This window comes from Dongia sp. agr-C8 (genome assembly GCF_054658695.1).
Genome location: NZ_BAAGHZ010000002.1, coordinates 172,049 through 191,670, shown reverse-complemented (window position 1 = coordinate 191,670; position 19,622 = coordinate 172,049). Strand labels below are relative to the sequence as shown.

At 66.7% G+C, this 19,622-nt stretch carries 21 protein-coding genes; 8 read left to right on the top strand and 13 right to left on the bottom strand.

What is annotated here, in order from left to right:
- Position 1: 1 nt before the first annotated feature.
- The 6 genes from gcvPB (at position 2) to hpnR (ending at position 6,236) form a co-directional block, all read left to right on the top strand.
- On the top strand, positions 2-1,546 hold the full coding sequence (gene gcvPB, locus ACYQ4T_RS08300) for an aminomethyl-transferring glycine dehydrogenase subunit GcvPB (protein WP_459852449.1): 1,545 nt from the start codon (positions 2-4) through the stop codon (positions 1,544-1,546).
- Between the two features lie 5 nt (positions 1,547-1,551).
- A complete protein-coding gene (locus ACYQ4T_RS08295) occupies positions 1,552-2,115 on the top strand; it encodes an MORN repeat-containing protein (protein ID WP_459852446.1) in 564 nt (187 codons plus the stop codon).
- 75 nt (positions 2,116-2,190) lie between these two features.
- On the top strand, positions 2,191-2,715 hold the full coding sequence (locus ACYQ4T_RS08290; protein ID WP_459852443.1) for a cysteine hydrolase family protein: 525 nt from the start codon (positions 2,191-2,193) through the stop codon (positions 2,713-2,715).
- A gap of 239 nt (positions 2,716-2,954) precedes the next feature.
- Positions 2,955-4,127 carry an aminotransferase class V-fold PLP-dependent enzyme gene (locus tag ACYQ4T_RS08285; protein WP_459852440.1) on the top strand — a complete coding sequence of 391 codons (1,173 nt, stop codon included), beginning with the start codon at positions 2,955-2,957 and terminating at the stop codon, positions 4,125-4,127.
- Between the two features lie 48 nt (positions 4,128-4,175).
- The gene (locus tag ACYQ4T_RS08280; RefSeq protein WP_459852438.1) at positions 4,176-4,661 is read left to right on the top strand and encodes a hypothetical protein; all 486 of its coding nucleotides are present in this window, start codon (positions 4,176-4,178) and stop codon (positions 4,659-4,661) included.
- A 63-nt stretch (positions 4,662-4,724) separates the two neighbouring features.
- A complete protein-coding gene (gene hpnR / locus ACYQ4T_RS08275) occupies positions 4,725-6,236 on the top strand; it encodes a hopanoid C-3 methylase HpnR (protein WP_459852435.1) in 1,512 nt (503 codons plus the stop codon).
- Between the two features lie 164 nt (positions 6,237-6,400).
- Here hpnR and ACYQ4T_RS08270 read toward each other — a convergent pair whose 3' ends face one another.
- From ACYQ4T_RS08270 to ACYQ4T_RS08220, 11 genes are all read right to left on the bottom strand, one after another.
- Entirely contained in the window at positions 6,401-6,994 is a 594-nt protein-coding gene (locus ACYQ4T_RS08270) for a F0F1 ATP synthase subunit B family protein (protein ID WP_459852432.1), read from the bottom strand.
- Positions 6,994-7,485: a F0F1 ATP synthase subunit B family protein gene (locus tag ACYQ4T_RS08265; RefSeq protein WP_459852430.1), complete on the bottom strand. Its 492-nt coding sequence runs from the start codon at positions 7,483-7,485 to the stop codon at positions 6,994-6,996. The genes ACYQ4T_RS08270 and ACYQ4T_RS08265 overlap by 1 nt, the downstream gene beginning before the upstream one ends.
- 34 nt (positions 7,486-7,519) lie before the next feature.
- On the bottom strand, positions 7,520-7,744 hold the full coding sequence (gene atpE, locus ACYQ4T_RS08260) for an ATP synthase F0 subunit C (protein ID WP_459852427.1): 225 nt from the start codon (positions 7,742-7,744) through the stop codon (positions 7,520-7,522).
- 57 nt (positions 7,745-7,801) lie between these two features.
- Complete coding sequence (locus ACYQ4T_RS08255; RefSeq protein WP_459852425.1) at positions 7,802-8,563, bottom strand: F0F1 ATP synthase subunit A; 762 nt, start codon at positions 8,561-8,563, stop codon at positions 7,802-7,804.
- Between the two features lie 42 nt (positions 8,564-8,605).
- Positions 8,606-8,926 carry an AtpZ/AtpI family protein gene (locus tag ACYQ4T_RS08250; RefSeq protein ID WP_459852422.1) on the bottom strand — a complete coding sequence of 107 codons (321 nt, stop codon included), beginning with the start codon at positions 8,924-8,926 and terminating at the stop codon, positions 8,606-8,608.
- 181 nt (positions 8,927-9,107) lie between these two features.
- A complete protein-coding gene (gene smc / locus ACYQ4T_RS08245) occupies positions 9,108-12,572 on the bottom strand; it encodes a chromosome segregation protein SMC (RefSeq protein WP_459852420.1) in 3,465 nt (1,154 codons plus the stop codon).
- A 16-nt stretch (positions 12,573-12,588) separates the two neighbouring features.
- The gene (locus ACYQ4T_RS08240) at positions 12,589-13,251 is read right to left on the bottom strand and encodes a DsbA family protein (protein ID WP_459855152.1); all 663 of its coding nucleotides are present in this window, start codon (positions 13,249-13,251) and stop codon (positions 12,589-12,591) included.
- A gap of 225 nt (positions 13,252-13,476) precedes the next feature.
- Complete coding sequence (locus ACYQ4T_RS08235; protein ID WP_459852418.1) at positions 13,477-14,001, bottom strand: DUF721 domain-containing protein; 525 nt, start codon at positions 13,999-14,001, stop codon at positions 13,477-13,479.
- A 12-nt stretch (positions 14,002-14,013) separates the two neighbouring features.
- Positions 14,014-14,799: an ABC transporter permease gene (locus ACYQ4T_RS08230; RefSeq protein ID WP_459852416.1), complete on the bottom strand. Its 786-nt coding sequence runs from the start codon at positions 14,797-14,799 to the stop codon at positions 14,014-14,016.
- On the bottom strand, positions 14,796-15,584 hold the full coding sequence (locus ACYQ4T_RS08225; RefSeq protein WP_459852414.1) for an ABC transporter permease: 789 nt from the start codon (positions 15,582-15,584) through the stop codon (positions 14,796-14,798). The genes ACYQ4T_RS08230 and ACYQ4T_RS08225 overlap by 4 nt, the downstream gene beginning before the upstream one ends.
- On the bottom strand, positions 15,581-16,573 hold the full coding sequence (locus tag ACYQ4T_RS08220; protein WP_459852412.1) for an ABC transporter ATP-binding protein: 993 nt from the start codon (positions 16,571-16,573) through the stop codon (positions 15,581-15,583). The genes ACYQ4T_RS08225 and ACYQ4T_RS08220 overlap by 4 nt, the downstream gene beginning before the upstream one ends.
- A 166-nt stretch (positions 16,574-16,739) precedes the next feature.
- Here ACYQ4T_RS08220 and mutY point away from each other — a divergent pair, with 166 nt between their 5' ends.
- Positions 16,740-17,771: an A/G-specific adenine glycosylase gene (gene mutY / locus ACYQ4T_RS08215; protein ID WP_459852410.1), complete on the top strand. Its 1,032-nt coding sequence runs from the start codon at positions 16,740-16,742 to the stop codon at positions 17,769-17,771.
- 53 nt (positions 17,772-17,824) lie between these two features.
- On the opposite strand, the gene ACYQ4T_RS08210 is transcribed toward mutY, so the two are convergent.
- Entirely contained in the window at positions 17,825-18,085 is a 261-nt protein-coding gene (locus ACYQ4T_RS08210) for a hypothetical protein (protein ID WP_459852408.1), read from the bottom strand.
- A 182-nt stretch (positions 18,086-18,267) separates the two neighbouring features.
- Between ACYQ4T_RS08210 and ACYQ4T_RS08205 the strand changes: the two genes are divergently transcribed.
- Entirely contained in the window at positions 18,268-18,786 is a 519-nt protein-coding gene (locus ACYQ4T_RS08205; RefSeq protein WP_459852406.1) for a PAS domain-containing protein, read from the top strand.
- Positions 18,787-18,806: 20 nt separating this feature from the next.
- On the opposite strand, the gene ACYQ4T_RS08200 is transcribed toward ACYQ4T_RS08205, so the two are convergent.
- A complete protein-coding gene (locus tag ACYQ4T_RS08200; protein WP_459852404.1) occupies positions 18,807-19,562 on the bottom strand; it encodes an SH3 domain-containing protein in 756 nt (251 codons plus the stop codon).
- Positions 19,563-19,622: the final 60 nt, after the last annotated feature.

Here is a 19,622-nt window from a genome sequence, read left to right as displayed (position 1 = left end):
CATGGCCGACAGACCGAGCGGCACGGTGACCGCGCCGATCAGCGCCGGGGCCGGGACCATCTCCGGCAACCGCGGCTTGATGCTCGAGGAGCCGCTGATCTTCGAACAGGGGATGGCCGGCCGCACCGCCGTCGACCTCCCCGTAGTGCCGAAGCACCAGGATCGGCTGGGCGGCCTCCGCCGCCAGAACCCGATCGGCCTGCCGGGACTCTCCGAGCCCCAGGTGGTGCGGCACTACACCCGGCTCTCGCAGAAGAACTACGCGATCGACATGGGGGTCTATCCGCTGGGCTCCTGCACCATGAAGCACAACCCGCGCCTCAATGAGAAGGCGGTGCGGATGCCGGGCTTGGGCGACCTCCACCCGATGCAGCCTGTGTCCACGGTGCAGGGCGCCCTGGAGCTGATCGACACCCTGGCGCATTGGCTGAAGGTGCTGACCGGGATGCCCGCCGTGGCGCTCTCGCCGGCGGCCGGCGCCCATGGCGAGCTCTGCGGCATCCTGGCGATCCGCGCGGCCCATGTCGCCAAGGGCGATGCCCGGAAGCGCATCCTGGTCCCGGAATCCGCCCATGGCACCAATCCGGCCACGGCTGCCGCGGCGGGCTACGAGGTCGATCCGGTCCCGGCCGATGCGCGGGGACGGGTCGACGTCGCCGCCTTCAAGGCCAAGCTCGGTCCCGATGTCGCCGGCACGATGATCACCAACCCCAACACCTGCGGGCTGTTCGAGAACGACATCAAGGAACTGGCCGACGCGATCCATGCGGTCGGCGGCTATTTCTACTGCGACGGCGCCAACTTCAACGCCATCGTCGGCCGGGTGCGACCGGGCGATCTCGGCGTCGATGCCATGCATATCAACCTGCACAAGACCTTCTCGACGCCGCATGGCGGCGGCGGTCCCGGCGCCGGCCCGGTCGTGCTCTCCGAAGCCTTGGCCCCTTATGCGCCGGTGCCCTATGTCGTCCATGGCAAGGATGGCTTCGACTTGGTCGAGCATGATGCGAGCGGCAAGTCCTTCGGCCGCCTGAAGGGATTCCATGGCCAGATGGGCATGTTCGTCCGCGCGCTGGCCTACATGATGAGCCACGGCTCGGATGGCCTGCGCCATGTTTCCGGCGACGCGGTGCTGAACGCGAACTATCTCCTCGCGGGTCTGAAGGACGAGCTGACCCCGGCTTTCGAGGGCACCTGCATGCACGAGGCGCTGTTCAACGACAGCTTCCTCGAAGGCACCGGCGTCACCACGCTCGATTTCGCCAAGGCGATGATCGACGAGGGTTATCACCCGATGACCATGTATTTCCCGCTGGTGGTCCACGGCGCCCTGCTGATGGAGCCGACCGAAACCGAGAGCCGCGACGCGCTCGACCGCTATATCGAGAGCGTGAAGGGGCTGGCTCGGCGGGCCAAGGCGGGGGACAAGGCCTATTTCGAAGGCTGCCCCTATCACACGCCGCGGCGTCGCCTCGACGAGACCCTGGCCGCCCGTTCTCCGCATCTGCGCTGGAAGCCGGAGGCGCCGAAGAAGGCCGCGGAGTAGCGGCGATGCGCTGGCCGGCCTTTGTCCTCGGCGGGATCGCGATCGCGGTCGTCGGTATCGCCGGCTGGGGGATCTGGGATTCGCATTGGGACCCGGAATCCAAGTGGATGGACACGGATCGCCGCGACTGCCAGGCCTGGGACGCCTTCCCACAGCGGAATGAGACCGTGACCTGGACCGGCCCCTGCCGGTCCGGCAAGGCGCAGGGCGATGGCGTCCTCACCTGGTCCTACACCGACCGCACCGGACAGCCGCAGACCGAGACCTACTCGGGGACCATGGTGGACGGCAAGGAAGAGGGCCGCGGCAGCTACGTCTTCCCCAACGGCAACCGCTACGACGGCGAGTACCGGGGCGGCAAGGAGGACGGGGAGGGCGTCTTCCTCTGGGAGGACGCGAAATATGCCGGCACTTGGAAGGACGGCCAGCCGCACGGCTCCGGCGTCTACACGTCGGGCAATGAGAGCTACGAAGGCCAATGGATCCAAGGTTGCCTGGACCACGAGGGAGAGGTGATTTCCCTGCGCAATGACGATGAATGCGACCGGATTCTTAAGAAGCCGGAGTGACGGCAACCACGGTTGATCGCAGCGCGATCCGGCGCTATCAGGTGGCCTCGGTTTCCTTCAATGAGTGAGGTTGGCATGACCACGGCATTGCTGATGATCGACATCCAACAGGGGATGTGGATGGAGCCGAAGCCGCCGCACAACGACCAGGTCTTCCTGAAGAATGCCGCGGCGCTGCTGGAGAAGGCGCGGGCCAAGGGCGTGCCGGTGATCCATATCCGCCATGACGGCGGCGCGGGAGATCCGCTGCATGAAGGCCAGGAAGGCTTCGCGATCCGGCCGGAAGTCGCGCCCAAGGCCGGCGAGAAGATTGTGACCAAGTATCACTGCAGCTCGTTCCGCGACACCGGCCTGGACGCTGCGCTAAAGCAGCTCGGGGTCGACAAGCTGGTGGTCGCCGGCATGCAGACCGATTTCTGCGTCGACACCGCCTGCCGCGTGGCGCATGGTCTTGGCTACGACGTGACCCTGGCCGAGGACGCCCATACCACGCTCGACAACGACACGATGAACGCCGCCGACACCATCGCCTATCACAGCCGCCTGCTGAAGGACCGCTTCGCCCGGTTTCAGCCGGTCGCACAGATCGAGTTCAGCTGATAGCGAAGATTTCCTTTCTTCCCCCTCCCCCGAGACCGGGGGAGGGTGGGGAGGGGGTTGATGCAGCCGTAATGCTGCTGGATGGGTCACCGACTGCTGATCCAGCCCTGGATCTTCTTTCATCGACAAACTTAGATACGCTCAAGCTGCATCAACCCCCTCCCTAACCCTCCCCCGGTCTCGGGGGAGGGACACGAGAGAGCGGGGAGAGGATTCATTTCATGTGGGGGCAGAATCAAATGACCATCGACCTGAAACGCTTGCGGGCCGACACGCCGGGTTGCGCGAAGGTGGCGCATTTCAACAATGCGGGCTCATCGCTGCCGCCGAAGCCGGTGCTGAAGGCGGTGATCGATCACCTCGAGCTCGAAGCCGGGATCGGGGGCTATGAGGCGGCGGCCAAGGCCAACGATCGCCTCGAAGCGGTCTATGCCTCGGTCGCGAAGCTGATCAACGCGCGGCCCGACGAGATCGCGCTGGTCGAGAACGCGACCCGCGGCTGGGACATGGCTTTCTATGCGATGCCGTTCAAGCCGGGCGACCGCATCCTCACCGGTATCTCGGAATATGCCAGCAACGTGATTTCCTACCTGCAGATCGCGAAGAAGACCGGCGCGGTGGTCGAGGCGGTGCCCAACGACAAATACGGCCAGGTGTCGGTCGCCGATCTCGAGCGCATGATCGACAAGAAGGTCAAGCTGATCAGCTTCACCCATGTCCCGACCAACGGCGGCCTGGTCAACCCGGCCGCGAAGATCGGCGCGGTGGCGAAGCGGCACGGCATACCCTTCCTGCTCGACGCCTGCCAGTCGGTCGGCCAGATCGACATCGACGTCCGCAAGATCGGCTGCACCATGCTCTCGGCGACCGGGCGGAAATACCTGCGCGGGCCCCGCGGCACCGGGTTTCTCTATGTGCGGCGCGACTGGATCACGCGGCTGGAGCCGCCCTTCCTCGATCTCCACGCGGCGGAATGGGTGGCCAAGGACCGCTACGAGATCCGCAAGGATGCGCGGCGCTTCGAGAACTGGGAGAGCTATGTCGCGGGCCGGCTCGGGCTGGGTGCCGCGGCCGACTACGCGCTGAAAGTCGGCATGAAGGCGATCGAGGCCGATCTCACCGAGAAGGCGGCGCAGCTCCGCGAGGGCTTGGCCAGGCTGCCCGGCGTCACCGTCCACGACATCGGCCGCAAGAAGGGCGGGATCGTGACCTTCACCAAGGCGGGAAGCAGCGCCGGCGCGATCAAGGCCGCCTTGGCCAAGCGCCGCATCAACACCTCGGTCTCGGGCGCCTCCTCGACGCTTTTTGACATGTCGGCCAGGGGTTTACGGGAACTGGTCCGGGCTTCCGTTCATTACGTCAACAGCACGGCGGAACTGGATCGGCTGATCGCCGCCGTCGCCGAAATCTGAAGCCTCGGATCCCGTCTGCCTCGGGTGATCCCGAGGGTGGACGGGGAGATGCTGCTGAAATTCGTTCGCTTCGTGAATCTGCTGCTGGTCGCGCTGACGCTCGGCATGGCCTTCTGCCACGCCCTGGAATATCCGGGCAAGGTGAAGCTGGACGGCCCGGAATGGCTGACCGTGCAGCACAACATCTATGTCGCCTTCGGCGTGGTCGGCGCGATCATCGAGGTGACCGCGATCCTGACCACCTGGATCGTCTTCGCCCAGATCCGCAGCTGGAAGGCGGCCCGAATCCTGACCCTGCTCGCGGCGATCCTGGCCACGGTGGCGCTCGGCATCTGGTTCGCCTGGGTCGATCCGGTGAACACGGCCCTCAACGCCTGGACGCCGGAGACGCTGCCCGATAACTGGATGAGCTTCCGGGATCGCTGGGAGGCCGGGCATGCGGTCAGCGCCGCGCTGTTCCTGCTGGCCTTCAGCGCCCTGGTGGTGGCAATCTTGACTGAGACAGAAAGCCCACAGCGCCGATTCCTCGGTTGAACGGCGGGAACAAGATTCCGGAGGCGAGTACCGCGTAGGGGCCAATAAAAGCAAGGAGCAGCAATGCGCGTTCTCTTGGTGCATCCGTCGCCGCTGATGTACAGCGAGATCTATCTGCGCCTCGAACCGCTCGGCATGGAGCGGGTGGCCCAGGCGGTGCGCATGGCCGGACACGAGGTCCGCATCATCGACCTGCAGACCCACTCGCATCCCGAGCTCTTTACCGAGCTGAAGGAATTCAAGCCCGAGGCAGTCGGCCTCTCGCTCAACTACCTCGCCAACGTTCCCGAGGTCATCGACCTGGCGAAGGCGGTCAAGGGCCGCCTGCCGGATTGCTATGTCTTCATCGGCGGCCATAGCGGCTCCTTCATCGCCGACGAGTTGCTGGAGCATGGCCGCGGCACCATCGACTGCGTGCTGAAAGGCGAGGGCGAGCTCTCGACCCAGATGCTGCTGAAAGCCATCCCGAAGGATGAGGTGCTGACCGTGCCCGGCGCGGTGACGCGCGCGGGCAAGGGACCGGCGCCGGTGCTGTTGGAGAATCTCGACCTCTACCAACCGGCGCGCGACCTGCTGAAGCGCCGGCGCAAGTATTTCATCGGCGAGCTCGATCCCTGCGCCTCGATCGAGTTCACCCGCGGCTGCCCCTGGGACTGCGCCTTCTGCAGCGCCTGGACCTTCTACGGCCGCTCCTACCGCAGCGCGACCCCGGAGAAGATCGGCGAGGAACTGGCCGCGATTCAGGAGCCCAATGTCTTCATCGTCGATGACGTCGCCTTCATCCATCCGGAGCACGGCTTCGCCATCGGCCAGGAGATGGAGAAGCGCGGCATCCGGAAGCGCTTCTACCTCGAGACCCGCGCCGACGTGCTCCTGAAGAACAAGGAAGTCTTCGCCTATTGGCGCAAGCTCGGCCTGCGCTATCTCTTCCTCGGCCTCGAGGCGATCGATGCCGAGGGGCTGAAGCTGCACCGCAAGCGCGTCTCGATGGGCACCAACAGCGAGGCGCTGGAAGTCGCGCGCGAGATCGGCGTCAAGGTGGCGATCAACCTGATCGCCGATCCCTCATGGGACAAGGAGCGCTTCGCCATCGTGCGCGAATGGGCCAGCAGCATTCCCGACATCGTGCACCTCACCGTGGCGACGCCCTATCCGGGGACGGAATTGTGGCTGACCGAATCCCGCAAGCTGACGACCCGGGACTACCGGCTGTTCGACATCCAGCATGCGGTGCTGCCGACCACGCTGCCGCTGCACGAATTCTATTCCGAGCTGGTGGAGACCCAGCGCGTCATCGCCCGCAAGCACTTGGGCGTCGCTGTGGTGCGCAAGGCGGCGAAGCTGATGGGGCGCCTCGCGCTGGAAGGCCAGTTCAACTTCATCCAGTCGATCTGGAAGTTCAACAAGGTCTACAACGCCGACCGCCAGTTCGCCGACCATCAGCAGAAAGTGGTCTACGAGATCCGTCCGCCTGGACCGATCGTGCCGCTCAGCAAGGAGCGCAGCGAGCTCTACATCCACCCGAAACCGAAGCGCGCCGGCACCGTGGAGGCGGCGGCGCCGGGCGTGGCGTAGCCCGCGTTGGATCCTTGTGCGGGGCGACGTTGGAAACTCCACGATGGGGGCGGGGTGGGGGGTGATGCAGCCGTAGCGCCTTTGGAGCCGGCGTCCTCATCCACAGCCCACAAACGAAAACGGCGCCCACAAGGGCGCCGCATCGCATCCGATAGGCGACCGCTTCAGTGCAGCTTGCGGTCCAGTTCCTTGATCGATTGGTCGACCAGCGCGGTGGCGCGGTCGTCGGTCAGGGCCTGGGCCAGCAGCTTGCGGGTCGCGGCGGTCGCGACCTCGACTGCCTCGCGGCGGACTTCGGCGGTGGCATGCGCCTCCGCCTGAGCGATCTTCTCCAGCGCCTGCTTCTCGCGACGCGCCATCGAGGTTTCCAGGGCGGCCATCGCGTCCTTGGTGTGGTGCGCGGCGGAATCCTTGGCGGCGGCCAGGATGGCGTCCGCTTCCTGGGCGGCTTCCTTCTGGCGGCGCTGATACTCGTTCAGCAGCGCCTGGGCTTCGTCACGGAGCTTCTGCGCCTCGTCGAGCTGGCCCTTGATCCGGATTGAGCGCTGGTCGAGACCGGTCACGATCATCTTCCAGACCTTCGGGCCGACATAGACCAGGAAGATCAGGAAGCCGACGACGACCCAAAGCTCCGGATTCTCCAGAATCGGGCCGTGCTCGCCGGCTTCCGCCGCGTGGTCGGTCGCCTGCTCGGTGGTCGCCGCGGTGGCGCTCTCGGCCGGGGTGGTGGTGACGGCGTTGTTGGTTTCCGTCTCCATTACGCACGCTCCTTTGCCGCGGACTCAACGGCGCTCGAGGCGGCATCGGCGCCGACCTTGGCGCCGATCAGCTTCTCGGTGAGGGCCGAGGCGATGTCGATAGCGATCGGCTTCACCTGCGCCATGGCGGCCGTCCGGGCGGCGGCGATATTGGCTTCCGCCGCCGCTTCCTGGTCGCCGAGGCGCTTGCCGAACACGGCCTCGCGCTTGGCGGTTTCCGCGGCGATCGCGGCTGCCGCCTTGGCGTGCTCCGCCTGGGCCGCGGCCCGGGCGTCGGCGATCGCCTTCTGATAGGCGGCGAGGGCGCTTTCCGCCTCGGCCTTCAGCGCTTCGGCCTTGGTCAGGTTGCCGGCGATCCGGTCCTGGCGGTCGGTGACGACCGCATCGACCCGGGGAAGCGTGATCTTCCACATCACCAGGAACAGAACGGTCGCGATCACCGCCAGCCAGAACAGCTGCGGCACCCAGAACGTCGGATCAAACTGCGGCATGTCGCCCTACCTCGTCGCGCGAGTCCGTTCTCGATTACTTGAACAGGATGAGCATCGAGACGACGAAGCCGATCAGACCGGTGGCTTCGATCAGCGCGAAGGCGACCATCGGCTGGACCTTCAGCTTGGCCTGGGCTTCCGGATTGCGCATCGCGCCTTCCATGTAGTGGCCGAACATGACACCGAGACCGATACCCGCACCGGCGAGCGCCAGAACCGCGAGACCCGCGCCAACCAGCTTTGCTGCTTCGATATCCATTTTAGCGTTCCCTTTTGCTTAGATGATTTGGTGAGAGTTAGTTGAGAGTGAGTGCGATCAATGCGCCATGTGGATGGCGTCGTTGAGATAGATGCAGGTCAGCGTCGCGAAGACATAGGCCTGCAGGCAGGCAATCAGCAGCTCGAGCGCGAAGATCGCCACCACGGCGGCGAGCGGCACGATGCCCGGCAGGACGAACATCGCGCCCAGCGTGACCACGAAGCCGCCGATGACGGCCAGCATGACGTGGCCGGCGACCATGTTGGCGAACAACCGGACGGAAAGCGTGATCGGGCGCAGGAAGTAGGACGCGACCTCGATCGGCACCATCAGCGGCAGCAGCCAGCCGGGCACGCCCTTCGGCACGAAGAAGGAGAGGAAGTGCAGCCCGTGGTGCATGAAGCCCACCGCCGTGGCGAGCAGGAACACCACCAGCGCCATCGCGAAGGTCACGATGATGTGGCTGGTCGCGGTGAAGATCAGGCTGGTCGGACCGCTCGGCACCAGGCCGAACAGGTTCAGGAACAGGATGAAGATGAAGATGGTGAAGACGAAGGGAAAGTAGCGCTTGCCGGCGGCGCCGACGTTCTCGGCGATCAAGCCGTGCACATAGTCGTGGAAGAACTCGACCGCGCCCTGGAACCGTCCCGGCACCACCGCGCGCTTGCGCATGCCGATCAGCATGAAGCCGGTGATGAAGATCGCCACGCAGGTCATGACCAGCGCGGAATTGGTGAAGGAGATGTCGACGCCGCCGATCTCGAGCGGGATCAGCTTCTTGATCTCAAACTGTGCGAGCGGTGAATGACCTTCGGCCAATTTTCGTCCCCGGCTGTCTAGAGCGCCCGTTAAGCCAGGCGCTCATTGCTCCTTGTTCTCGTCTTCCTGCTGCTGGCGCTTCGAGATCAGCATCACGTGATAGACGCCTAATCCCATCCCCAGGAACATGAAGACCAGCATGAACAGTGGCTGCGTTCCGGCATAGTGATCGATCACCCAGCCCAAACCCAAGCCCGCGAGAAGGCTGGTGATGATCTCCACCGACAGGCGGGATCCAAACCCCAGTCCGGACTCAGTCCCTTGGGACGGTCCGGAGGCCTCACCTGGTCCCTTGTTCGCCTCTCGCGCCGCCTTTAGCTTCGCGTCGAGCGAATTGAAACTGGGTGGCTCCTTCTCGGTCATCTGCCGATCCTCAAGCGATGCTCCGAGACATGCGCACTGCTACAGGATGCCCCCGACAGTCGCCCCGCCGTGAGCGCGCGCAACATAGGTAAACGCCTTTACAACGTCAAGTTTGATTCGGGGTGGGTTAAGTCTTTGATGCGAGCGGTAAATCGCCCCGAAAAGACCAGGCTGAGAGTGGTTAAGAGGCGGCCCGCAGCCGGGTGGCTTCCTGGAGGTCGACCGAGACCAATTGCGAGACTCCGCGCTCGGCCATGGTGACGCCGAACAGGCGGTCCATCCGGGCCATGGTCAGGCGGTGGTGGGTGATGACCAGGAAGCGGGTGCCGGTCTGGCGGGCGAGCTCGTCCACCAGGTCGCAGAACCGCTCCACGTTGGCGTCATCCAGCGGGGCGTCGACCTCGTCCAGCACGCAGATCGGCGCCGGGTTGACCAGGAACACGGCGAACAGCAGCGCGAGCGCCGTCAGTGCCTGTTCGCCGCCCGACAGCAGCGACATGACCTGCAGCTTCTTGCCCGGGGGCGAGGCGAAAATCTCGAGCCCGGCTTCGAGCGGATCTTCCGATTCGGTCAGCTTGATATAGGCCTTGCCGCCGCCGAACAGCCGGGAGAACAAGGTCTCGAAATGGCCGCTGACCAGCTCGAAGGCGGCGAGCAGGCGTTCGCGGCCCTCGCGGTTCAGGCTGTTGATGCCCTGGCGCAGGCGCGAGATGGCGTTGATGAGGTCCGAGCGCTCGGTCTGCATGCCGGCCAGCTGCTGGTCGAGCTCGGCGGCTTCGGCTTCGGCGCGCAGGTTGACCGGGCCGATATTCTCGCGCTCGCGCAGCAGGCGCTGCACCTTCGCCTCGGTCGAGGCGTGGTCGGGCAGCGGCTCGCCGGGATCGAGCTCGGCCAGTTCAAGGACCTGCTCGGGCGCGCATTCCAGCTTCTCGCGGATATGCGCGGCGAGGGTATCGGCGGCCTCGGTCGCCTGCGCGACCATGGATTCGGCACGGACGCGATTCTCGCGGGCCTCGGCCAGGCGATGCTCTTCGGCCTTCAGGTTCTTGTCGGCGACGCTCAAGGCGGCTTCCGCCTCGGCCAGCGTATCGGCGGCGAGCTTGCGCTTCTCTTCCGATGCGGCGATCAGGTCGAACAGGCGGGCGCGCTCGCCGGCGATGCGGGCGGGCTCGGTCTCCAGCCGCGCGATCTCGGCGGCGATGCCTTCGCGGCGCTCGGCGAGGTCCTCGCCGTGGCGCTGCGCCTGCGCCGCACGCTCGTTCCAGGACGCGAGTTCCTGGTCGACCGCGCTGCGACGGCGCGCCCGGGCCTCGGCCTCGCGCTGCAGACGGTCGCTGGCGGAACGGCATTCGATGAGCCGGGCACGGCGCTCGGCCAGCATCGGCCGCAGTTCGGCGGCGCGGTCGCGGGCGACTTGCAGGTCCGGCAGCGACGCCAGCTCTTCCTGGACCGCGGTGCTCTGCGCCTGCGCTTCCTCGATGTCGCCGGCGATGCCCTGGACCTGCTGCTCCAGCGCGGCGATGCGGGCGTTCTTGTCGATGGCGCGCTTCTCGGCCCGGTCGGCCTCGTCGCGCGCGGCCCGCGCGGCGTTGTAGGCAACCTGCAAGGCCTGGCGTGCCGCCTTCTCGCGGTCGGTGAGGGCGACGGATTCTTCCTTGAACCAGGTGAGGTCCGAAGCGCTGGATTCGAACACCGGCAGGCTGTCGGCCAGCCGCGCAGTCAGCTCGTTGAGGCGGTTGCGCTGGCGCAGCCGGGTCGCGGCGGCGGTCGCGGCTTCGGTGGCGACGGTGTAGCCGTCCCAGCGCCACATCGCGCCCTCGCGGGTCACAATGCGCTGGCCCTGCTTCAGCTCGGCCGAGAGCGCGCGGCCGGTGGCCTCGTCCGGCGCCACGCCGATCTGGTTCAAGCGCCGCGCCAGCGCCGTGGAGCCGGTGACGAAATCCGAAAGCCGCGGCAGGCCGCCCGGCAGATCCAACGCCGCGGGATCGCTGCCGAGGTCGCGCCAATGCACCGGCGCGCCGGTGTCGGTCGAGACCTGCAGGTCCTCGCCCAAAGCCACGCCCAGGGCCTGCTCATAGCCCGGCGCCACCGAAAGCGCGTCGATCAGCGGCGGCCACATGTCGGAATCGCTGCCGGCGAAGATCGAGGCCAGCGCATCGGCCTCGGCCTGCAGCTTGGCGCGTTCGGCCGAGAGCGCCTGGTGCTGCTCGCGGCGTTCGGTCTCCTTTGCGACCGCGGTGGCGCGGGCGGCCTCGGTCTGGGTCAAGGTCGCCTGGTCGGCTTCAAGCTGTGCTTCCGCGGCGGCGAGTGCGGCGCGCGCGGTCTGGATGCCGGCGTCGTTGGCGATCTCGTCGCGGAGCCGTGCCAACTCGCTTTCGGCATCCTCGCGGCGGCGCTGCAGCTGCTCGAGGCGGTGGGTGAAGTCGTTGATGCGGCGGTTCAGCGCCGAAAGCTGCGCCTCGCCCTCGGCAACGGCACCGGTCACCTGCGCCAGGTCTGCCTCGCATTCCTCGAGATCGGCATTGGCGGCGATCACGGCGCGGGCCGCTTCCTCGGCGATCGCGCTTTCATGCGCGGTGGTCTCGTCGATCTCGGCGGCTTCCGCGTTCAGCCGCGCGGCGGCCTCGGCGGCATCCTGCGCCAGCTGCTGCGCCCGCGCTGTATCCGTCTCGTTGTCCTGCAGCTGCTGCTGCCGGCCGGCGAGCTCGGCGGAGACGCGCTCCTCCTCGCGGGCGAGGTTGGCGTGGCTGATGGTGAGATGCTGCAGCTCGGCCGAGGCCTCGGCCTCACTCTGCCGCAAGGCGGGCAGGGAGGCCGCGGCCTCCGCCTGCTGGGTCGCGGCGATGGCGGCGGCTTCGGTCAGCGCGTTGACGGCCGCTTCCGCATTCTGCAGCGCGGAATCGGCGTGTTCCTTGCGCGAGGTCGCGTCCAGCCAGTGCAGGTGCGAGAGCGTCGCCTCGGCGCGGCGGATATGGTCCTGCAGGTTGCGGTAGCGGGTCGCCTGCCGCGCCTGCTTCTTCAAGGCCGCGAGCTGGCTTTCCAGGGTGACGATCACGTCATCCAGCCGCGAAAGATTGGTCTCGGCGGCCTTCAGCCGCAGCTCAGCCTCATGCCGGCGCGAATGCAAGCCGGTGATGCCCGCGGCTTCCTCGAGCAGCGAGCGGCGGTCGATCGGCTTGGCGTTGATGATGGCGCCGATGCGGCCCTGGCTGACCAGCGCGGTCGAATGCGCGCCGGTCGAGACGTCGGCGAACAGGATCTGCACGTCCTTGGCGCGTGCTTCCGAGCCGTTGACCTTGTAGGTCGAGCCCATGCCGCGGTCGATGCGGCGCGAAATCTCGATCTCGACCGCGTTGTTGAACTGCGCCGGGACCTTGCGGTCGTTGTTGTCGAGCAGCAGCTGCACTTCGGCGACGTTGCGGGCCGGGCGGTTGCCGGTGCCGCCGAAGATCACGTCGTCCATCTCGCCGCCGCGCATGCGCTTGGCGGAGGTCTCGCCCATCACCCAGCGCAAGGCTTCGACCAGGTTCGACTTGCCGCAGCCGTTCGGGCCGACGATGCCGGTCATGCCCGGCTGAATCGCGAGTTCGGTGGTCTCGACGAAGGACTTGAAACCCTGAAGACGAAGCTTGGTGAAATGGACCAACGAAAGAACTCCGAACTCAGGAACCGGACGGCGCCAGCTTCTCGAACAGCGCCTTGAACGCGTCGTAGGAGGTTTCGCCTTCCATCTTCACGCCGTTGACGATGAAGGTCGGCGTGGCGTTGACCTGGAACGCATCCTCGCCCGCCTTGCGGCTGGCGACGATCTTGGCCTCGATATCCTTGTTGGCGAGGCAGGCGTCGAAGGTCGGGCGGTCCATGCCCGCCGTCGCCGCGATCTGCGCCAGCTTCTCCACCGCCTGCTCGTTCAGCCACTGCTCCTGGGTCTTGAACAGCACATCGACCAGCGCCGAATAGCGCATCGGGCCGGCGCAATGCGCCAGCTGCGCGGCCTGCACCGCCGGCTTGTTCAGCGGGAAGTCGCGCTGGATCAGCTTCACCTTTCCGGTGTCGATGAAGTCCTTCTTGAGCTGCGGCAGGACCTCCACCTGGAACCGCGCGCAGTGCGGGCAGGAGAGCGAGGAATACTCGATCACGGTGATCGGCGCGTTGGCGTCGCCTTCGACCACGTCGTCCGGTTGCGGCTGGGCGAGCGGGCTGTTGATCGGCTTCAGGTCGGCGGGCGCTTGGCCCGCGGTGGTCGCCGGCGCGCCCTGGTAATGCTGCCAGGCGAGGAAGCCGGCGATCCCGGCCACGACCACGACAGCTCCCGCAATCAGCACATTCCGCAAGCGACACTCCATTGAATTCAGAGCCGGAAGCGCCGCACCGAGTCGGCGGTGGCGGCATTTCTGCTCAGGGATTGAGCGGCGGTTTTGGCAGGATTCAAAGGCGAGTGCAAGATGTGGGGCGCCAAGGGCGAAGCGCGATTCGTCATCTTCTGTGGATGAAATCCGCGTGATCCGCGGATAGCTGAAAAACCCGCGGAATCCCGCGGTTTGCCCGGCTCATTTCCTGCGGCTGTCGCGCCGGATTGCAAGCCCGAGTCGCATCAGGCTTGCCTTAATCTCGCCCTCCGGCACGGCGGTGAGCGCGGCGGCGGTTTCCGCGATCTCGGCTGCCGTCGGCGGCTTCGAGTCGCGCAGGCCGGTGCGGGATCGCGCCTTGACCGGTGTGGAACCCTGCTTGAAGCGCAGCTCGGCGACGGCGCCATAGCCGAAATGGCTGTTGATGCGGTCGAGGATCTGCGGCTTCAGATGCTGCAGCTCCAGCGCTGCCGCGCCGCCGCATTCGACGGTGAGGACGCCGCCCTTCCTTTCGCCGCGCGGGAAGGCGAGCTGCACCGGCCGGCTCATGTGCGCGACATCATTGCCGACGATCGCCGCCCATTCGGTGATCAGCCCGGCCTCGGCGAAGCCGCGTCCGCCCAAGGTATTGCGGAACGCGGTCTTGGTCAGCGCGGAGAGCTCGGACGACAGCCGCGCGACCCCATTGCGGCGCTGCGGCTCCTCTTTCTTGTCGGTCGGTTTCATGAGCGCAGTCTATCAACTGCTGGCGCTGGTGTAATGCTTGAGCGCGAATTGCCAGAACCGGTGGCTGAGCCACAATCCCAGCAGTGCAATCAACGGCGCCGCGACGGCGTAGCGCCAGTCGAGAATGCCGGCGGCGGCGCTGGCCGGCACCGTGGTCATGAAGGCGATCGGGATCACCACGGTGAACACCAACTGCATCGGCCCGGGAAAGGCGCCGATCGGAAAGCGCGCTACCTTGAACACGGCGAAGAAGATCTGCGAGAGGTTCTCGATCCGCACCAGCCAGAAGGCCAGCGTGTGCAGCAGCGCCCAGATCGCATAGACGGTCAGCACCGCGCAAACCAGGAAGCCCGCCAGCAATAGCAGGTTCAGCGGCGTCAGCGATCCCATCTTTGCCATCGCCGTGAACAGGATGCCGAGTGCGAGCAGATAGGCCGGCAGGTCGACGATGCGGAAATGCCGGATCGAGACCTGGAGCTGGCTGCTGGCCGGTTTGAGCAGGATGAAGTCGAGGTCGCCGCGGCGGATCAGCTCCGGCATCTCGCCGATGTTGTAGGTGAGGAAGCCGGTCGCGAAGGCCTCGAGCAGCAGGTAGATGCCGTAAAGCGCCAGTGCCTGGTGGAAACTCCAGCCGCCGAGGTCCTGCGCATAGCTGAACATCACATGCAGCACCAGGAGGCCGGCGCCGGTCGTGAACAGCGCGGTTACGGCGCTCAACAGGAAGTCGAAGCGATACTCCAGGTCGAGGGCCAGCGAATTGCCCCAGAACGCGCGGATGAGCTTGAGCACCCGCATCATCCGCCGACCGCCCCGAACTGCTTGCGCCCGAGCCGCCACAGCAGGCGGTGGCTCATGATCATGATCGCCAGCCAAAGCGCCTGCATGGCGAGGCCCGGGAAGGGCGGCGCGTCGCCGGCGAGGAGCTGCACCGGGAAATTCACCATCCAGGGGAACGGCGTCCAGGCGATGGCGGCGCGCAGGGCAGGTGACAGCAGGTCGAGCGGAAACAACGCGCCGCCCAGCGTATAGAGCATGGTGTAGACCCAGGCATCGGCCGACTTCACCCGCTCGCTCCACAAGCAGAGCAGGGAGATCGCATAGTTCATGTTGAACATGAGCTGCCAGGCGAGGACCAGCGAGAGCAGATAGACCGGCAGCCGTGCGGGCACGATCAGGTCCCAGGCGCCGGTGAGGGTGAGGCCCAGGGCGACGATCAGCACGTTGAGCGGCACCCGCAGCGCATAGGCCGCGAGATTCTCGATCACTTCGGCGAGCCAGGGATCGAACGGCCGCAACAGCTGGATCGCGTAGGTGCCGCTGCGGATGGCGTAGTCGACATTCCACACCACCCAGACCGTGCAGCATTGCGTCGAGAGGAAGGCCAGCAGGAAATAGAAGGCGAAGGACTTGGGGTCGTGCCCGCCGATCGGTTCGGCCGCGGCGAGGTGGCGCCAGACGAACATCATGATCAGCGGCGTCACGCCGGCGAAGATCCAGAGATACACCGTCGCCCGATATTCCAGCATGATCGCGAAGCAGGTGCGGAAATAGGCGCGGGCGAAGCGGAGCAGGTGACCGATCATGCCGGCGCCACCCCCGCCCCGGCGCCTGAGGTCATGAACTGGCCGATGACGGCTTCGATCGGCGTGTCCTCGATCGCGATATCGGCAACCGGCAACTCGGCCAGGATGCGCTGCGCCGTGGCGGCGACGATGCCGCGCGCGACCCGCAGCTCTGCCTCCAGGCCTTCGGCGCGGGTGACGCCGCCGTAAGTCTCGAGCCGCTCGCGCGCCACCGGCGCCGAGAAGTTCAGCCTGACGGCCTTCTCCAGCGCCATGCGTTCGACGATCGCGGCGAAGTCGCCGTCGAAGATCAGGCGGCCGCGCTCGATCACGATCACGCGCTTGCACAGCGCGGTCACGTCCGCCATGTAATGCGAGGTGAGGAGAATGGTGGCGCCGGTCCGCTTGTTGTAATCGGCGATGAAGTCGCGCAGGGCCTGCTGCATATTGACGTCGAGGCCGATGGTCGGCTCGTCGAGGAACAGCACCTTCGGGCGGTGGATGAGCGCCGCCGCCAACTCGCATTTCATGCGTTCCCCAAGCGAAAGCTTGCGTGCCTGGCGCGTGACCAGGGCGCCGAGGTCGAGCATCTCGATCAGCTCGCCGACCCGTTCCTTGTAGTCGGCATCGGAGACGCCGTAGATCTCCTTGTTGAGGAGGAAGGTGTCGGCGGGCGGCAGGTCCCAGATCAGCTGCTGTTTCTGCCCGAGCACCATGGCGATCGTCGAGAGGAAGGCGCGCCGCCGCTCCTGCGGCCGGAAGCCGGCGACCGAGACCATGCCGGCGGTCGGATAGAGCAGGCCCGCCAGCATCTTCAGGGTGGTTGTCTTGCCGGCGCCGTTCGGCCCCAGGAAGCCGACGATCTCGCCGGCGGCGATGTGGAAGCGGATGCCGTCGACCGCCTTCACGGTCTCGCGGCGGCGCTTGAAGAAGGCGCGCAGGCTCTGGCGAAACCCGCCCTCGCGTTTCGTGACTTGATAGTGTTTGACGAGACCGTCGACTTCGATCATGGGCCCAATTCCGTCATCCCCGGGCTTGACCCGGGGATCTGTCACAGGTGCACACTCCCGACGAGACCCGCGGGTCAAGCCCGCGGGTGACGATGGGACGAGCATGATAGAGAGGGCGATGCCAACCCGCCACCAACGGACGTCCGGCACCGGACCAGACACCGCCATGCCGGCGCGCTTGCTCGCCTGGTACGACCGGCATCGCCGCGTGCTGCCCTGGCGCGCGCGGCCCGGCGAGACCGCCGATCCCTATCGCGTCTGGCTCTCCGAGATCATGCTGCAGCAAACGACCGTAGCGACGGTCGGCCCATATTTCTTGACCTTTCTTGCGCGCTGGCCGGACGTGACCGCGCTGGCCGCGGCACCGCTCGACGCCGTGCTCACCGCCTGGGCGGGCCTCGGCTACTATGCGCGCGCCCGCAACCTGCACAAATGCGCGCAGGCCGTAGCGTCACGGCACGACGGCCGCTTCCCCGACACCGAAGAGGACTTGCGCGCGCTCCCCGGAATTGGCGCCTATACCGCAGCGGCGATTGCGGCGATCGCTTTCGACCGCCGCGCCGTGGTGATGGACGGCAATGTCGAGCGTGTGGTCGCGCGCCTCCATCGCATCGCGAACCCACTGCCCGCCGCGAAGCCCGAGCTCCGCGCCCTGACCGACGCGCTGACACCCGACCCGCGCCCCGGCGACTTCGCCCAGGCGATGATGGATCTCGGCGCCACCATCTGCACGCCGAGGAAACCGCGCTGCGCGCTCTGCCCCTGGCGCGAAGACTGCGCCGCCTTCAAGGCCGGCGATGCCGAAGCCTACCCGCGCAAGACCGCGAAGCCGGAACGCCCGGTCCTCCACGCCGTCGCCTATTGGATGACGCTGCCCGACGGCAGCGTGTTGCTGCGCCGCCGCCCGGAGCAGGGCCTCCTCGGCGGCATGATGGAGATCCCCACCAATACCTGGCGCGCGCGGCCCTGGGGCGCGGACGAAGCCCGCGGCGCGGCGCCCGCCACGGCGGAATGGCGCGACCTCCCGGGCAACATCCGCCACGTCTTCACCCATATCGATTTGCGCCTCTCGCTGCTGGCGGGAAGCTTGCAAAGGGCCCCCGAAGGGTTGATCGCGGCGCCGCTCGACCGGCTTGGCGAGTACGCGTTGCCCAGCGTCATGCGCAAGATCGTCAATGCGGCCGCGAAAGGCGGTTGAGGCAAGCCCGCTGGGGGAGGGACGCGCGCCGGACGGCGCGCGGCGCGCAGGGTTCAAACGCGGATATCGACGGCCTGCCCGGTGATCCGTGCCGTGGCCTGGGTGGTTGTGGTTTCGATGCCGGACAGGCTGCCGCCCAATAGGATGAAGCTTTTCGGGTTGGTCGGGTCGGTGGCGGCATAGATGCCGTAGGGGCCCGATCGCGGATGCGCCGGGTCGATATGCTTCTTGGCATTGTCGACGTCGGTGCAGTTGCGACAGGTGAAGCCGTTCACCTGGACCGGTTGCGGGTAGTTGGCACTGCCGATCGACATGTTCCATGTCCCTGGTGTCTCAGGGCAGTACGCAGCGGCAAGGGACGAGGTTACGGCGCCACCCGAAAAATGTCTGGCGGCATCCAAACCAGATCTTAACCGTTACGCCGGGCTCAGCCCTGCAGGCGCGATCGCGCGAATGCGGCTCGACAGCATCGGCATGCCGCGCCATGCTTCCGGCCATGTCAAGCTGGGACGGCTCCAAGGGCAGCATCGAGGCGCTCCACCGGTATTGGAACAGCCGCGCCGGCGGGCTGGCGCCGCAGCGCAGCGACATCGACCCGGCAGACATCAAGCCGCTGCTGCCGTTCCTCTACATCGTCACCTACGAACGCGATCCGTTTCGGGTGCGCTACATCCTGACCGGGACCGAGGCCGACCGCTGGAACGGCTTCAATCTCACCGGCCGCTATATCGACGAGTTCCTGGGCAAGGACATCAACGGCGCCAACCGGATTCTGCTTGACGCCTATACCCGGGCTTACGATACCGCGGCGCCCGCCTTCTGCAGCTACAGCTGGCCGACCCGCGCCGGCTATACCCTCGAAGTGCGCGTCGGCATGTTTCCGTTGCGCGTCGGCGAGCGGGTCCAGCAATGCCTCGGCATCGAGGACTATTCCGGCTTCTCGCGCGCGATGGCCGACGACAGCATCCCCTTCGAGGACGTGGCGCCGAAACGTCCGGACGCCTTGGAGAGCTAGCTTCCGGAGCTTCGAGGCGATCAGCGTTCGGGGCGAACGGGTTTCGGTGCGGTGCCACGGCTGGCCTTGTCGGCGAGCCAATCCATCGTTTCGTCCACATAGCCGAGCAGGCCTTGGTCTTCGCGCGTCGGCGCGGGCTGCGTGGCGGCGGCGACCGAGGTCGGTGCCGCCGTTTGCGGCTGTGCCTCCACCCGGTCCTTGCTGACGGCCGCTTCGTGCACATAGCCGAGGCGCCCGCCGCCGAGCGCGACCCGCCACCAGGCGCCATCGCTCGAGCGCGCGACGGCCTGGAGCGGCGAATTGACGGCGAGCCTGGCCAGGACATCGGCCTTTGTGCTCGGCGCCGCGCGCAGCCGCGCACTGCCTTTGGCATAGAGCAGGGCTTCGGCCTGGACGAAGGTCGGCGCGGGCTTCGGTTTGCCGGCGGGGGCCAGGGTGGGCTTCGGTTCGGGTACCGCAGCAAAAGTTGCGGTGGACGGCGGGACAGGTTCCGGGCCGGCCGCAAGCGTGACGGGGTCCAGGGCGAAGGACGGCACGGGGCGGGCATGACGCGGGTCGTGGTTCGGCGTCGCGGCTGCCGCCGCGCTGGCAGCCGGTGGCTGTGCGAGGCGGGCATGATGCGGGTCGTGGTTCGGGGTTGCCGCCTTATGCCCTTGGGCCGGCACCGCCGCCGTGGTCGAGACGACGGGCGGGGCGGTGAAATGCGAGATCTGGCTGAGCGCGACGGCGCCCAGCAGCGCGAAACCCAGGATCATGAGCGGGTGCATGCTAGCCATCCTGCCGTTATCGCAGATCAGCCTTCCGCCGTCATTAACCCGCGGGCGCTGTATAAGTTT